The 13,132-nt window shown below is 70.9% G+C and carries 13 protein-coding genes; 7 read left to right on the top strand and 6 right to left on the bottom strand.

Annotated elements, in window-relative coordinates; translation table 11 throughout:
* Positions 1 to 22 precede the first annotated feature (22 nt).
* Positions 23 to 2,491 carry an MDR family MFS transporter gene (locus DEJ20_RS03660; RefSeq protein ID WP_111234964.1) on the top strand — a complete coding sequence of 823 codons (2,469 nt, stop codon included), beginning with the start codon at positions 23 to 25 and terminating at the stop codon, positions 2,489 to 2,491.
* Between the two features lie 205 nt (positions 2,492 to 2,696).
* Here DEJ20_RS03660 and DEJ20_RS03655 read toward each other — a convergent pair whose 3' ends face one another.
* Positions 2,697 to 3,587, bottom strand: coding sequence for a DNA-methyltransferase (locus DEJ20_RS03655; RefSeq protein ID WP_111234963.1), 891 nt, complete (start codon positions 3,585 to 3,587; stop codon positions 2,697 to 2,699).
* Positions 3,588 to 3,680: 93 nt separating this feature from the next.
* Between DEJ20_RS03655 and DEJ20_RS03650 the strand changes: the two genes are divergently transcribed.
* Positions 3,681 to 3,971, top strand: a complete 291-nt coding sequence (locus tag DEJ20_RS03650; protein WP_111234962.1) for a GNAT family N-acetyltransferase — start codon at positions 3,681 to 3,683, stop codon at positions 3,969 to 3,971.
* A gap of 37 nt (positions 3,972 to 4,008) precedes the next feature.
* Here DEJ20_RS03650 and DEJ20_RS03645 read toward each other — a convergent pair whose 3' ends face one another.
* The 3 genes from DEJ20_RS03645 to DEJ20_RS03635 all read right to left on the bottom strand — a co-directional run bounded on the left by DEJ20_RS03645 (position 4,009) and on the right by DEJ20_RS03635 (position 6,555).
* Positions 4,009 to 4,338, bottom strand: coding sequence for a hypothetical protein (locus DEJ20_RS03645; RefSeq protein WP_111088717.1), 330 nt, complete (start codon positions 4,336 to 4,338; stop codon positions 4,009 to 4,011).
* Positions 4,339 to 4,504: 166 nt separating this feature from the next.
* Positions 4,505 to 5,554, bottom strand: coding sequence for a lipoate-protein ligase LplAB (lplAB, locus tag DEJ20_RS03640; RefSeq protein ID WP_111234961.1), 1,050 nt, complete (start codon positions 5,552 to 5,554; stop codon positions 4,505 to 4,507).
* A gap of 131 nt (positions 5,555 to 5,685) precedes the next feature.
* Complete coding sequence (locus DEJ20_RS03635; protein ID WP_027465072.1) at positions 5,686 to 6,555, bottom strand: alpha/beta hydrolase; 870 nt, start codon at positions 6,553 to 6,555, stop codon at positions 5,686 to 5,688.
* A gap of 87 nt (positions 6,556 to 6,642) precedes the next feature.
* Here DEJ20_RS03635 and DEJ20_RS03630 point away from each other — a divergent pair, with 87 nt between their 5' ends.
* From DEJ20_RS03630 to DEJ20_RS03620, 3 genes are all read left to right on the top strand, one after another.
* Positions 6,643 to 7,800 (top strand): inorganic phosphate transporter, encoded by a 1,158-nt coding sequence (locus tag DEJ20_RS03630; RefSeq protein WP_111234959.1) that lies wholly within the window; start codon positions 6,643 to 6,645, stop codon positions 7,798 to 7,800.
* Between the two features lie 11 nt (positions 7,801 to 7,811).
* Positions 7,812 to 8,081, top strand: a complete 270-nt coding sequence (locus DEJ20_RS03625; RefSeq protein WP_071248265.1) for a hypothetical protein — start codon at positions 7,812 to 7,814, stop codon at positions 8,079 to 8,081.
* 143 nt (positions 8,082 to 8,224) lie between these two features.
* Complete coding sequence (locus tag DEJ20_RS03620; RefSeq protein ID WP_111234958.1) at positions 8,225 to 9,169, top strand: acetamidase/formamidase family protein; 945 nt, start codon at positions 8,225 to 8,227, stop codon at positions 9,167 to 9,169.
* A gap of 180 nt (positions 9,170 to 9,349) precedes the next feature.
* Here the strand turns inward: DEJ20_RS03620 and DEJ20_RS03615 are convergent, their stop codons facing one another.
* Positions 9,350 to 10,102 (bottom strand): SDR family NAD(P)-dependent oxidoreductase, encoded by a 753-nt coding sequence (locus tag DEJ20_RS03615; protein ID WP_071406021.1) that lies wholly within the window; start codon positions 10,100 to 10,102, stop codon positions 9,350 to 9,352.
* 95 nt (positions 10,103 to 10,197) lie between these two features.
* Here DEJ20_RS03615 and DEJ20_RS03610 point away from each other — a divergent pair, with 95 nt between their 5' ends.
* A complete protein-coding gene (locus DEJ20_RS03610) occupies positions 10,198 to 10,608 on the top strand; it encodes a MarR family winged helix-turn-helix transcriptional regulator (protein WP_111234957.1) in 411 nt (136 codons plus the stop codon).
* 5 nt (positions 10,609 to 10,613) lie between these two features.
* Entirely contained in the window at positions 10,614 to 11,942 is a 1,329-nt protein-coding gene (locus tag DEJ20_RS03605) for an MFS transporter (RefSeq protein ID WP_349814996.1), read from the top strand.
* Positions 11,943 to 12,108: 166 nt separating this feature from the next.
* Here DEJ20_RS03605 and DEJ20_RS03600 read toward each other — a convergent pair whose 3' ends face one another.
* The gene (locus DEJ20_RS03600; RefSeq protein WP_111234956.1) at positions 12,109 to 13,002 is read right to left on the bottom strand and encodes an alpha-E domain-containing protein; all 894 of its coding nucleotides are present in this window, start codon (positions 13,000 to 13,002) and stop codon (positions 12,109 to 12,111) included.
* Positions 13,003 to 13,132 lie beyond the last annotated feature (130 nt).

Genomic DNA, 13,132 nt, shown 5'->3' with positions numbered 1-13,132 from the left:
CCGTACCCGGGAGACCCTGCTCATGACCCAGACGGCGACCGCACCCGCGGCCCCCTCCACGGCGTCCAACGTCGTGATGAACCACCGACAGATCCTGTTGGTGATCTACGGCCTGATGGCCGGCATGTTCCTCGGTGCCCTCGACCAGACGATCGTCGGCACCGCGATCCGCACCATCGGTGACGACCTGCACGGGCTCGACCAGCAGGCCTGGGTCACCACCGGGTACCTGATCGCGTCGACGGTGACGACCCCGATCTACGGCAAGCTCTCCGACATCTTCGGTCGCCGGCCGCTCTTCATCACCGCGATCGGCATCTTCATCGTCGGCTCGTTCGCGGCGTCGTTCTCCGACTCGATGCTCATGCTCGCCGGGTTCCGTGCGCTGCAGGGCCTGGGTGCCGGTGGCCTGATGTCCCTGCCGCTGGCGATCATGGGCGACATGCTCGCCCCACGCGAGCGGGCGAAGTACCAGGGCTACTTCCTGGCGGTCTTCGGCATCTCGTCCGTCATCGGGCCGCTCGTCGGTGGCGTCTTCGCCGGTGCGGACCAGCTGCTGTTCATCGCGGGCTGGCGCTGGGTGTTCCTGATCAACGTGCCGATCGGCATCATCGCCCTGTTCATGGTGCTGACGTTCCTGCACCTGCCGAAGTTCGGCGACCGGGGCAAGCCGCGCATCGACTGGTGGGGCGCGACGCTCGTCATCGTCACGCTCGTGCCGCTGCTGCTCATCGCCGAGCAGGGCCGCGAATGGGGCTGGGACTCCCCCGCCGCCTTCGCCTGCTACGCCATCGGCGCCCTCGGCCTGATCGCGTTCATCATCGTCGAGCGGGCCATGGGCGACGACGCGATCCTGCCGATGAAGCTGTTCGGATCGCGGGTGTTCTCGATGTCCGCGATCCTGTCCGTGCTCGTCGGCTTCGGCATGTTCGGCGCGATGCTGACGATCCCGCTCTACCTGCAGATCGTCAAGGGCGTGACCCCGACCGAGTCGGGGTTCGCCATGCTGCCGATGGTGCTCGGCCTGATGATCTCGTCGATCGCCTCCGGCCAGATCATCTCCCGCACCGGCAACTACCAGGTCTTCCCGATCACCGGAACGGCGTTCACCGCGATCGGCTTCACGGTCCTGACGTTCCTGACCGCCGACCGGCCCCTGTGGTTCCTGATGCTCGGCATGTTCGGCATCGGGCTCGGACTCGGACAGCTCATGCAGACGCTGACCCTCGCCGCGCAGAACTCGGTCTCGCCGCGGGACATCGGTGTCGCCACGAGCGCCGCGACGTTCTTCCGCCAGATCGGCGGCACGATGGGCACCGCTGTCCTGCTCTCCGTGCTGTTCACCCTGATGCCGACGAACATCAGCGCCGCGATGCAGAACGAGTCCGACCTGAAGAGCGCGCTCAACGCCGCGATGACGCCCTCGGTCGCGAACGCGTCGAAGAACCAGGGCGTGATGGACGAGATCTGGACGAAGATCGTCGACCCGGTGCAGAAAAACGTGCAGGACGGTCTCGACCAGGGCACCGCGCAGGCGAAGCAGGCCGCCGACGCCGCCGTGACCAAGCAGGTGACCGCAGCCGTGCAGCGGCAGGTCGCCGCGGGCACGGTCCCCGCCGCCGCAGCGGACACGATCATCGCCCAGCAGGTCGACGACGCGAAGCCAGCCGCCGAGCAGCAGGCGCTCGAGACGGCGGCCACGAAGGCGAACGCCTCGGTCGTCGACGGCACGCTGCAGATCGACTACTCCGACAAGGGGCAGCGGGAGAACGTCGTCGACCAGGTCGCCCCGACGCTCATCAAGCAGCTCAAGAGCGGCGACTCCGCCGCGAGCTCGTCCACCGACTCGGCGACGAGCGACACCTCGTTCCTGAACGGGGCGGACCCCCGGCTCAGCCGTCCGTTCCTGGTCGGATTCAGCGACTCGGCCGTCCGCGTCTACTACGTCGGCCTCGCGGTGATCCTGCTCGCGTTCGTGCTGACGTGGTTCTTCCGGGTGCCGCCGCTCCGCAAGACCTCGGCGCTGCAGGAGCAGGCCGACGCCGCACGCACGGCTGCCGGTGCGGGGTCGGACGGGAGCGCCACCGCAGCCGCTGCCGCCGCCGCACCTGGGGCCGGGCCGGTGCCGACGGGGTCGGGGTCGGCGTCGGCCTCCGCCGACGTGCCGACTTCGCCCGACGTGCCGACCTCGCCGGACGTGCAGCCCCGGTCCGCCCGGACCGCCGGAGCGTCGGACGTCTCGGTGTTGCCGATCGGGGTCGACGACACCCGCGCACCGTTGCCGAACGCCACGACGCACGGTGCGCACTCGGCGGCTGCGCCGGTCGACGAGCCACCGACGACGACCGGTGCCATCCGGACCCGGGCTGCCCACGCTGCCCCGGTCGTGGAGCCGGACGCCCACGGGGCCGGAGCCGATGCGGAGGCGAGCCGGGCCTCCCGGCCGGACGCTGACGACGCGCACGCGCACGGACGGCACTCGGCGGAGTAGTCGGCGCGGGCGCTCGCTCGCTGATGCCGAACGACGAGGTCGCTGTCGTACGACAGCGACCTCGTCGCATCTGCGCGTGTGCAACTGTTGCGGCCGCGCGGGAGCGACACCGTCGACGTCGTACGACATCGTCGTTCGGTGCGTGGGCATGTTCCGACGATCCACGCGTCGAACGACTCGTGGATCGTCGCAGACCCCGCTCGCCTCAGACCGCCGGCGCCGCGTCCCCCGCCGCTGCCGCCGGTGTTCCGGCCACCTCGAACGATGCCCCCGGCAACCGTTTCCGCATCACGTCGATCGCCGCCGGGTTGTCGTCCACCAGCACGTACCGCCGTCCCAGCGCCTGCGCCACCGCGCCCGTGGTCCCGCTGCCCGCGAAGAAGTCGAGCACCCAGTCCCCCTCCCGTGAGGACGCCTGCACGATCCGCCGCAGCACCCCCTCGGGCTTCTGCGTGGGGTAGCCGGTCTTCTCGCGGCCGGTCGGCGAGACGATCGTGTGCCACCAGACGTCGGTGGGCAGCTTGCCGCGCTCGCGCTTCTCGGGAGTGACGAGACCCGGCGCCATGTACGGCTCGCGGTCGACGGCCTCGGAGTCGAACCAGTACCGCGACGGGTCCTTCACGTAGACCAGGATCGTGTCGTGCTTCGTGGGCCAGCGCGTCTTGGACTTGGCGCCGAAGTCGTAGGCCCACACGATCTCGTTCAGGAACGACTCGCGGCCGAACAGCGCGTCGAGCAGCACCTTGGCGTAGTGCGACTCGCGGTAGTCGAGGTGCAGGTACAGCGTGCCGTCCGCGGCGAGCAGGCGCCAGGCCTCGATGAGTCGGGGTTCGAGGAACGACCAGTAGTCCTCGAACCGGTCGTCGAAGCGCATCAGGTCGCCGCGCACCCGCTCGTAGGTCCGGCCGTGGAACCCCATCACCGGACCGTCGGCCTTCGGTACGGCGGAGGTCGCGTGCCGACGCTGGTACCGGCCGGTGTTGAACGGCGGGTCGAGGTACACCAGCGTGAAGGAGCCGTCCGGGTAGGCGGGGACCACGTCGAGGGCGTCGCCGAGGACGACGCGGTCCGGGCCTCGGTCGTCTCCCCTGCGCACGGACCCATTGTCGCGCACCGAGCGGACGCGCAGCGCACGGAGCCAGCGCGCAGCCCAGAGCGCACGCCCGGGCCCCGGCGTACGGTCGAGTGCATGGCAGCAGCACCCGAGGTCCGCAACGACACCGACAAGCAGCAATACTCCCTGATCGAGGACGGCGAGGTCATCGGCCTCGCGGCGTACGAGATCGACGGCGACGAGATCCGCTTCGTGCACACCGAGGTCGATCCCGAGCACCGCGGTGGTGGGCACGCGTCGATCCTGGTGCAGCACGCCCTCGACAACGTGCGCGCGAGTTCGTCACGCCGGGTCGTCGCGCAGTGCAGCTACGTGCACGCGTGGATCGAGCGGCACCCGGACTACCAGGAGCTCACGACGCGCTGATGCGGGCGACGCACAGACGAGCGCGGCGCCCGTCCGCTCAGTACGAGCGGTCGTGCGTCCCCACGCGGGCCTCGTGCCGTCCGGCGCTCCGCACCGTCGGCACCCGGATGAGCACGCTGCCGCTGAGCAGGTCGTGGTCGTCGTCCGCCGGTGACGGGGCCTGTTTCGGCAGGCGCGCCTGCCGTTCGTACTCGGCTTGCGTCTCGTGCCGGGTCGGTGCGAACACCTCGTCCAGCATCCCGCCCATGCCTCCGGATCCGCCGCTCCGCTGGGACTTGTTCGACAGGTCGATCCACCCCATGCGATCGGCGATCCACACCACGACGGCCACGGCGGCCACCGCCCCCAGGAAGATCAACCAGTTCACGGCAGCGACGCTACGTGGACCGCGCAACGAGCGGATCAGCCGCGCGGGGGATTCTCATCATCCACACGTCTGGTTCATGAAGTCGTGGCGCACACTCGAACCAGCGGCGGCCGGGACGTCCCCCCTCAGCTCCGGCCGTCGCGTCCACCGTCGATCGCAACGGGGCTCACGGCACCCGCTCGAGCCACTCCTTCGTCGCGAACTTCGTCCGCACCAGCTCCTGCGCCCGCTCCCGCTCGGCCTCGGTCACGTGCCCCTCGGTCGCCCCGTACAGCCGGGTGAACGTGCCGATCAGCCGCTCGATGATCTCGGCGCGGGACAGCCCCGTCTGCGAGCGGAGCGGGTCGACCCGCTTCGCAGCGCTGGTCGTGCCCTTGTCGCTCATCTTCTCGCGCCCGATGCGCAGCACCTGCACCATCTTCTCGCCGTCCATGTCGTAGCTCATGGTGGCGTGGTGCAGCAGCGAACCGGTGCCGAGGCGCTTCTGCGCGGCCCCGCCGATCTTGCCCTTGGTCGAGGTGATGTCGTTGAGGGGCTGGTAGTACGCCTCGATGCCGAGCGACTTGAGCGCCTCGATCACCCACTCGTCGAGGAACGCGTACGAGTCGGCGAAGGTCATGCCCTGCACCAGGTCGGACGGCACGTAGAGCGAGTACGAGATCACGGCGCCGGCGTCCATGAACATCGCGCCGCCGCCGGAGATGCGTCGGACCACCTGCACGCCGTACTTCTCGGCGCCGACGGGGTCGACCTCGTTCTTGAGCGACTGGAACGAGCCGATCACGACGGCCGGCTGGTCCCACTCCCAGATGCGCAGCGTGGGACCGCGACGGCCGGCACCGACCTCTTCGGTCAGCACCTGGTCGAGCGCGAGGTGCTCGTTCGGGCTGATCGGCCCCTCGTGCACGATCTGCCAGTCGTGGTCGCGCCAGGTCGAGGCCCGCGACAGCGCGCGGCGCACCGCGACGCCGACGGACTCGGGCGTGAAGCCGAGCAGCACCGCATCGGTCGGCAGGGCCGCCCGCACGGCTGCGGCGACGCCAGCAGCGTCGGTGGTGACGGGAAGCCCGTTCACGGCCGCGTCGATGAGCGGCAGCGCGTCGTCGGGTTCCAGGAAGAAGTCACCCGCCAGGCGGAACTGCTGGATCGTGCCGTCGACGACTTCGAGGTCGACGACGACCAGCTTGCCTCCGGGGACCTTGTACTCACCGTGCATGCCGCAACCCTATTCCGGACGGCCGACGGCCCGGCAGTGAGCCGGCCTGGTGACGGCCTGGAGGCGCGTGGCGGCGCCGCCACGGGCCTCCAGTCCGCCGCCGGTCGCGTCGCAGGACGCGGCGAGCGCCGTCAGCGCGCGGTCACCCGGTCGAGCCACGCGACCAGGTCGCCGATGACCTCTGCGCGGTTCGTCTCGTTGTAGACCTCGTGGCGTGCGCCCTCGTACACTTGCACGGTCACGTCGGACAGCCGGCCGCGTCGGCGGTACGCCTGCGCCAGACGCTCGATCGAGCGCGGACCCCCGAGGGTGTCGTCGGAGCCGACCTGCAGCAGCATCGGCAGGTCGTGCGGGATCCCCCGCCGTGGCACACCGAGCAGCCGGAGGGTGTCGGCGAGCCCGAACAGCCCGATGACGTCGGCCTCGACCGCCAGGGGGTCGAGCGCCATCGCGTCGATGATCGTGCGGTCGCGGGTGAGCCACTCGTACTTGGTGGGCCCCGACCCCGCGTGCCGGGCGTTGAGGTCGCCGCTGTTCATCCAGCCGGGCAGCCGGTAGGCACTCGCGGACAGGACGACGCCGTCGTACCGGTCCGACGACGTGTTCACGATCCGCTGCGCCATGAGCGACCCCCACGAGTGCCCGAGCAGCACGAGCGGCAGCCCGGGTTCGTCGGCCCGCGCAACCGCGCTCATCTGCTCCACCGCGGCGATCGCCGCGCGCAACCCGCCGGGCCCGAGCCGCCCGAGCTTGGCGTGGTCGCCGTCCCACTGGGTCAGGCCGGTGCGTCCGTGCCCGCGGTGGTCGTTCGCGTGCACGGTGTAGCCGGCGCGCACCAGGTCCTGCGCGAGCGGTTCGTACCGGAGCCCGTGCTCCCCGACCCCGTGCGCGATCTGCACGACACCCTTCGGCCGCGCCGCACGCCAGGTCGAGTAGACGATCTCGACGCCGTGGGCGTCGGTGAACGAGGCGTCGCCACGAGCGGCGGAGAAAGTCGGCACCTCCGCATCTTCGCAGACGCGCTCCATCCCGGACCTGTTCACCCGGCGTTCACGCAGCGGGTTCGGGGCGGGCCTACCGTCCTGCGCATGGACGTCATCGTCATCGTCACGCTGGTGATCGTCGTGGCCCTCGTGTTCGACTTCACGAACGGCTTCCACGACACCGCGAACGCCATGGCCACGTCGGTCGCCACGGGAGCGCTCAAGCCCCGGACCGCCGTGCTCATCTCCGCCGTGCTCAACGTGGTCGGCGCGTTCCTGTCCACCGAGGTCGCCAAGACCGTCTCGCAGGGCATCATCCGCGAGGGGCAGGACGGCATCCACATCTCCCCCACGATGATCTTCGCGGGGCTCGTCGGCGCGGTGCTCTGGAACCTGGCGACCTGGTACCTCGGGCTGCCGTCGTCCTCCACGCACGCGCTGTTCGGCGGGCTCATCGGCGCCTCGATCATCGGGGCGGGTCTGAACTCGATCAGCTGGGCGACGGTGGTGTCGAAGGTCGTGCTGCCAGCGCTGCTCTCCCCGGTCATCGCCGGCGTGATCGCCCTGGTCGCGACGTACCTGGCGTACATGCTCACGAAGAACGCGACGACGCACGGTGCGGCGACCGGGTTCCGGCACGGGCAGACGATCTCGGCGTCGCTGGTGTCGCTTGCACACGGCACGAACGACGCGCAGAAGACGATGGGCGTCATCACGCTGACCCTCATCGCCGCGAACTACCAGGCCGCCGGCACCGGTCCGGCGCTCTGGGTGATCCTGGCCTGCGGGCTCGCGATCGGCCTCGGCACGTACATGGGCGGCTGGCGGATCATGCAGACCGTCGGCAAGAAGATCTCCGACGTGCAGTCGCCGCAGGGCTTCGCCGCCGAGACGAGCTCCGCCGCGACGATCCTCATCTCGTCGCACCTGGGCTTCGCGCTCTCGACGACCCACGTGACGAGCGGCGCGGTCGTCGGCTCGGGCCTCGGCAAGAAGCTCGCCGACGTGCACTGGTCGGTCGTCGGCCGCATCGTCATCGCATGGGTGATCACGCTGCCGGCCGCTGCGGTGGTCGGGGCGCTCGCGACCTGGCTCGCGTCGACCTCGGCCTTCGGGCTGGTGCTCGTCGCGGTCCTCGCCCTGGCCGGCGGGCTCACCTTCTACGTGCTCGCCAAGCGCAAGCCGATCTCGCACGAGGACATCACGACCGAGTCCGGGCCGGCCGAGCAGACCGAGCCGCAGCCGACCGGCGCGACGAACTGAGGGGAACGACGATGGACATCGACTTCACCGCGATCGGCACGGTCGCCGGCGTCGGCTTCGTGGCCGCCGTGGGACTGGTGCTGGTGTACACGCTCGGCCTGCGGCTGCTCGGGACGGGGCAGCCGGACGACGCGGGCGGCGAGCGCACGCAGTACTCCGACGAGACCCCGCGCTCCGGGCACACCCCGCCGGCGGCACTGGCGGGAGCCGTTTTGTGCTTCGCGCTGTGCATCGCCGCGGTGCTGGCGGGCATCTGGCTCACGATCCCCCAGTTCCACTGAGGACGTTCCTTCCCAGAACACCCGCGATGCCTGGTGGAATCGGGCGTACCTGGTCAGAACTCCCGACCAGGTACGCCCGATCCGACCAGGTACGCCCGTTCCGACCAGGTACGCCCGGAACACATGCCTGGGATGATCGACGTGTGACCACCCACCACCACCTCGACGCCACGGTCGACACCGCCGTCGACGTCTTCACCGCCGAACGCCAGCCGGTCCTGACCGTGGAACCGGGCGACACGGTGACCGTCCGCACCCTGAGTGCCGCGGGCTACACGGAACGCCAGCCGGGCCCTGGCCTCGACGCCCCGACCCTGATCGACCCGCGCCGGGGCCACTGCCTGGTCGGGCCGATCGCCGTCGCGGGAGCACGTCCGGGGATGGTCCTGGCGGTGCACTTCGACGACCTCGTGCCCGACGACTGGGGCTACACGGCCTCGGGCGGGGTCGACTCCCCGGTGAACCGCGCACTCGGCCTGACCGACCCGGCATCGCGCGGCCCGCTCCTGTGGGACATCGACGTGTCCGCCGGCGTCGCCGTGAACCAGCTCGGCCTCGGGGTGCGGACGGCACCGTTCCTCGGCGTCGTCGGCGTCCCACCAGAGGCCACCGGGGAGCACTCGACGATCCCACCCCGCACGGTCGGCGGCGGCAACGTCGACTGCCGTGAGCTGATCGCCGGCTCGACGCTGTACCTGCCCGTGACGGTCCCGGACGCCCTGCTCCACGTCGGCGACGGGCACGCGGCCCAGGGCGACGGCGAGGTCTCCGGCACGGCGGTCGAGTGCGGCATGACCACGACGATGACCCTGACGCTCCTCGACCGGGCTCCGGTCGAGGGTGTGCACGCCGACACCCCCGCCGGACGCATCACCTTCGGCTTCGACGCCGACCTCAACGTTGCGACGGCCACGGCTCTCGACCGGATGGTCGACTGGATCGCCGGGCTGCACGGGATCGGCCGCGCCGAGGCACTCGCGATGGCGAGCGTGGCGGTGAGCATGCGCATCACGCAGGTCGCGAACCGCACGTGGGGCGTGCACGCCCTGCTCCCGCACGACGCGATCCTGACGGACGCGCGGCTCTGAAGGCCGGGAGGCCCGCCCAGCGCGAGCCGACCGGCGCACGCTGGGCGGGCCTCCCGTCCGACGTTCCTTCCCATCGCACCCGCGCTGGAAGGCGGAAACGGGCGTACCTGGTCGGAAGAACCGACCAGGTACGCCCGTTTCGACCAGGTACGCCCGGAACGACCAGGTGCACCGAAGCCGTCAGTGGGCGGAGTAGCCGCCGTCCACCAGGTGGTAGCTGCCCGTGATGAACGAGGCCTTGTCGCTCAGCAGGAACAGCACGAGCGCGGCGACCTCGGCGTCGGTGCCGAGCCGCTTCGAGGCGTGCTCGTCCTCGAGTGCCGCGATGGCCTCGGGTGAGAGCGACTTCCGGAGCAGCGGGGTGTCGATGAACCCGGGGCCCACGGCGTTTGTGCGGACGCCCTGCGACGAGTACTCGAGCGCGGCGACCTTGGTCAGTCCGGCGAGCGCGTGCTTGGAGGCGACGTAGGCCGCGTTCTGCGCCATGCCGACCGTACCGAGCACCGACGCCATGTTCACGATCGCGCCACCGCCGGCAGCCACCATCGCGGGGATCTCGTAGCGCAGCCCGTAGAAGACGCCGTCCAGGTCGACCGCACGGACGCGGTCCCAGGCGGCGATGTCGTACTCGCCGATCGGCTGCGGTGCTGCGCCGATGCCGGCGTTGTTCACGGCGAGGTGCAGTGCGCCGAACGTGTCCACCGCGAACTGCACCATGCGCTCGTTGTCCGCGGCGACCGCGGAGTTCGCCTCGAACGCGCGAGCGGTGCCACCGGCCTCCACGATCGACGCGGCGACGCGCTCGGCGCCCGCCAGGTTGATGTCGGCGACGACCACCGTGGCACCCGCCGCGGCGAGCTCCTTCGCGACGGACTCGCCGATGCCGCTGCCACCGCCGGTGACGACGGCGACCTTGCCCTCGAACTCGGACATGTTCTCCTTCTCTCTCGGCAACACGTGTTGTCTACAACAACGGTACACCCGAAATGAAGTTCGTTCGCTGAACTAATGAGATAGGCTAACGATCGATGACCGATGCCACCGACCTCCGCATCGCGGTGAACCGGCTGTCCCGCACACTCCGTGGCCAGAAGGCAGACTCGAGCGTCACGGACGCGCAGTTCTCCGCCCTCGCCCGACTGCACCGCGACGGCGCCATGACCCTGGCCGACCTGAGCCGACAGGACGGCGTCACCCCGCCGTCGATGACGAAGACCGTCGCGGTGCTGGTCGAGCGGGGCCTGGTGTCGAAGTGCGGGCACGGCGACGACCGCCGCAAGGTGCTGCTCGGTGCGACACCCGCCGGAGCCGCCTTCGTCGAGGAGACCCGACGCCGCCGCGACGACTGGCTCTCCCCGCGACTCGCAGCGCTCACCGCCGACGAGCGGAGCACCCTCGCCGACGCCACCGAGATCATGAGGAGGCTGGCCCAGCAGTGACCGCCATGTTCCGCTCTCTCGCCGGACGCAACTACCGCATCTGGTTCGCCGGGGCCCTGGTGTCGAACGTCGGCACCTGGATGCAGCGCACCGCCCAGGACTGGATCGTGCTGACCCAGCTCTCGGACAACAACGCCGTCGCGGTGGGCATCACGATGGCCCTGCAGTTCGGCCCCCAGCTGCTGCTCCTGCCGCTCACCGGGCTCGCCGCCGACCGGTTCGACCGCCGGAAGATGCTCATGCTCACCCAGGGCCTGATGGGCTTGCTCGGACTGGGACTCGGCGTCATGGTCCTCACGCACACCGCCACCCTGCTCGCGCTGTACGGCTTCGCCCTGGCACTCGGCATCGTCGCCGCATTCGACGCCCCGATCCGGCAGGCCTTCGTCTCCGACGTCGTGCAGGGCGAGGACGTGTCCAACGCCGTCGCCCTGAACTCCGCATCGTTCAACGCCGCACGCCTGATCGGCCCCGCGGTGGCCGGTGTGCTCATCGCGGCGATCGGTTCCGGATGGGTGTTCGTCATCAACGCCGGGTCGTTCCTGGCCGTCCTGCTCGCACTCCGGTTCGTCGACCCCGCCCAGCTCGCCGAACGGGTCCGGGCGGGCCGCGGCAAGGGGCAGATCGTCGCCGGCTTCCGGTACGTCCGCACCCGACCCGACATCGTCGTCGTGCTCTGCATGATCTTCGTCGTCGGCACGTTCGGCGTGAACTTCCCGATCTTCACCTCGACGATGGCGCGGGTCGAGTTCCACCAGGGCGCCGGCGAGTTCGGGCTGCTCAACTCGGTGATGGCGATCGGCTCGGTGCTCGGCGCGCTGCTGTCCGCCCGCCGGGACAAGCCGAGGATGCGCACCCTCGTGCTCGCCGCCGGCGGGTTCGGGCTCGCGTGCACGGCCGCTGCCCTCGCCCCGACGTACTGGACCTTCGCGATCGTGCTGGTGTTCGTCGGGCTCGCGTCCCTGACCTTCATGACCACCGCGAACGCCCTGGTGCAGACGACGACGAAGCCCGCGATGCGCGGTCGCGTGATGGCGCTCTACATGGCGATCTTCGCGGGCGGCACCCCCATCGGCGCCCCGCTCGTCGGTGCCGTCGCCGACGCCTTCGGCCCGCGCTGGGCGATCGTCGTCGGCGCGGCCTCGGGCTTCGTCGCACTCGGGATCGCGCTCGTCTGGCTCGTCCGGTACCAGCGGGTCCGGCTGCGCTACGACGCCGGCTCGCGGCTGCACCTGGCGATCACGCACGCCGTACCGGTGGTCGGCTCACGCGCGGCGCTCCGCCGCGAGCTGGAACGCGACGAGACGCTCGCCGACCGCTCCAGCGCCGTCTGACGGACCGGCGGGTCGCCCTGCCCGTCGGCCGATGGCCGCGCCGACCGTCGGACGGGAGGCCCGCACCGGCGTCGCCACGAGCCTCCCGTCCGACGCCACCCGGACCCACCGCAGCGGTCGCGACGCGCGGACCGGCCCGGTCCCGCCGCACGCGCGCCCGGTCGGCTCAGAGCACGGGTGCGGACGACGCGAAGACACGCTCGTCGAGGGCCGCAGCGACGCGGTCGGCAGCCACCGCCAGCCGCTGCCCGACGTCACCCGCCACCGCGAGCGCCGACTCTTCGGGGATGCCGTCGAGCAGGGCGCGGACCTCGTCGAACCCGGCGACCTCGTCCGCGATGCAGGACGGGGCGACGTCGGCCAGGCACTCGGCCGCGCGGTGCACCGTGAAGCGCAACGACCGCGGACTGTGCGCGTCGAGGAGCAGGAAGGCGGCGGCGTCGGACGGCACCGGGGCGTGGTCGCGGCCGCGCAGGAAGGCCTCGCCCGCACCGCACGCCCGGAGCGCCGCCGTCCACGAGGTGACCGCGTCCGGCTCGAGCAGCCGCGACGCCAGCAGCCGGGCGGTGGAGGCGCAGCGGGTGAGCGAGCGTCCGAGGGTGAAGAACTCCCACACCTCGTCACGGCTGGCGTCCCCCTCGACCACCCCGATGGCGAGGGCACTGCGCTCCCGCACCCAGCCGAGGAACTCGTGCGCCCGGTCGGGGGCGATCTTCCGGGGCATCCGCGACCGCGTGACGTCGAGGCAGTCCCAGAGCTCGCTCGACACGACCTCGCGGGCACGGCGTGCGTGGTCGCGGGCGACGGCGACCGCGGCGGCGATGGACGCGGGTTCGTGCCGGTCGAGCGCGAGGGCGTCGACGGTGGCGGCACGGTCCGGGTCGTTCGCGGGGCCGGTGGTCCCGATGACGCTGCGGAGCTCGGTGGACACAAGCCGGTCGTCGTCGAGGGTCCCTGGTTCGCGACGCGCGACGTAGACGTCGAGCAAGCGTGCGACGACGTCGGTGCGCTCCACCGCGCTCCCCACGTGGAAGACGTTCCCCGCGAGGCGGCTCAGCACGGCTGCTCCTGCATGTCCAGAACCTAACGAGCCGGCGTTGCCGGGGTGTTACAGAACCGAGTCACGGGTGTTGCAGGTGTCCCGTCTCCGCGCTCGCTAGACAATCTAACTAGAGCGTCTAGCATTGGGG

It is taken from the genome of Curtobacterium sp. MCSS17_005, assembly GCF_003234225.2.
Taxonomy (GTDB): domain Bacteria; phylum Actinomycetota; class Actinomycetes; order Actinomycetales; family Microbacteriaceae; genus Curtobacterium; species Curtobacterium flaccumfaciens.
Note: the sequence above shows the minus strand (reverse complement) of the source record. Positions and strands in the feature narration are given on the sequence as shown.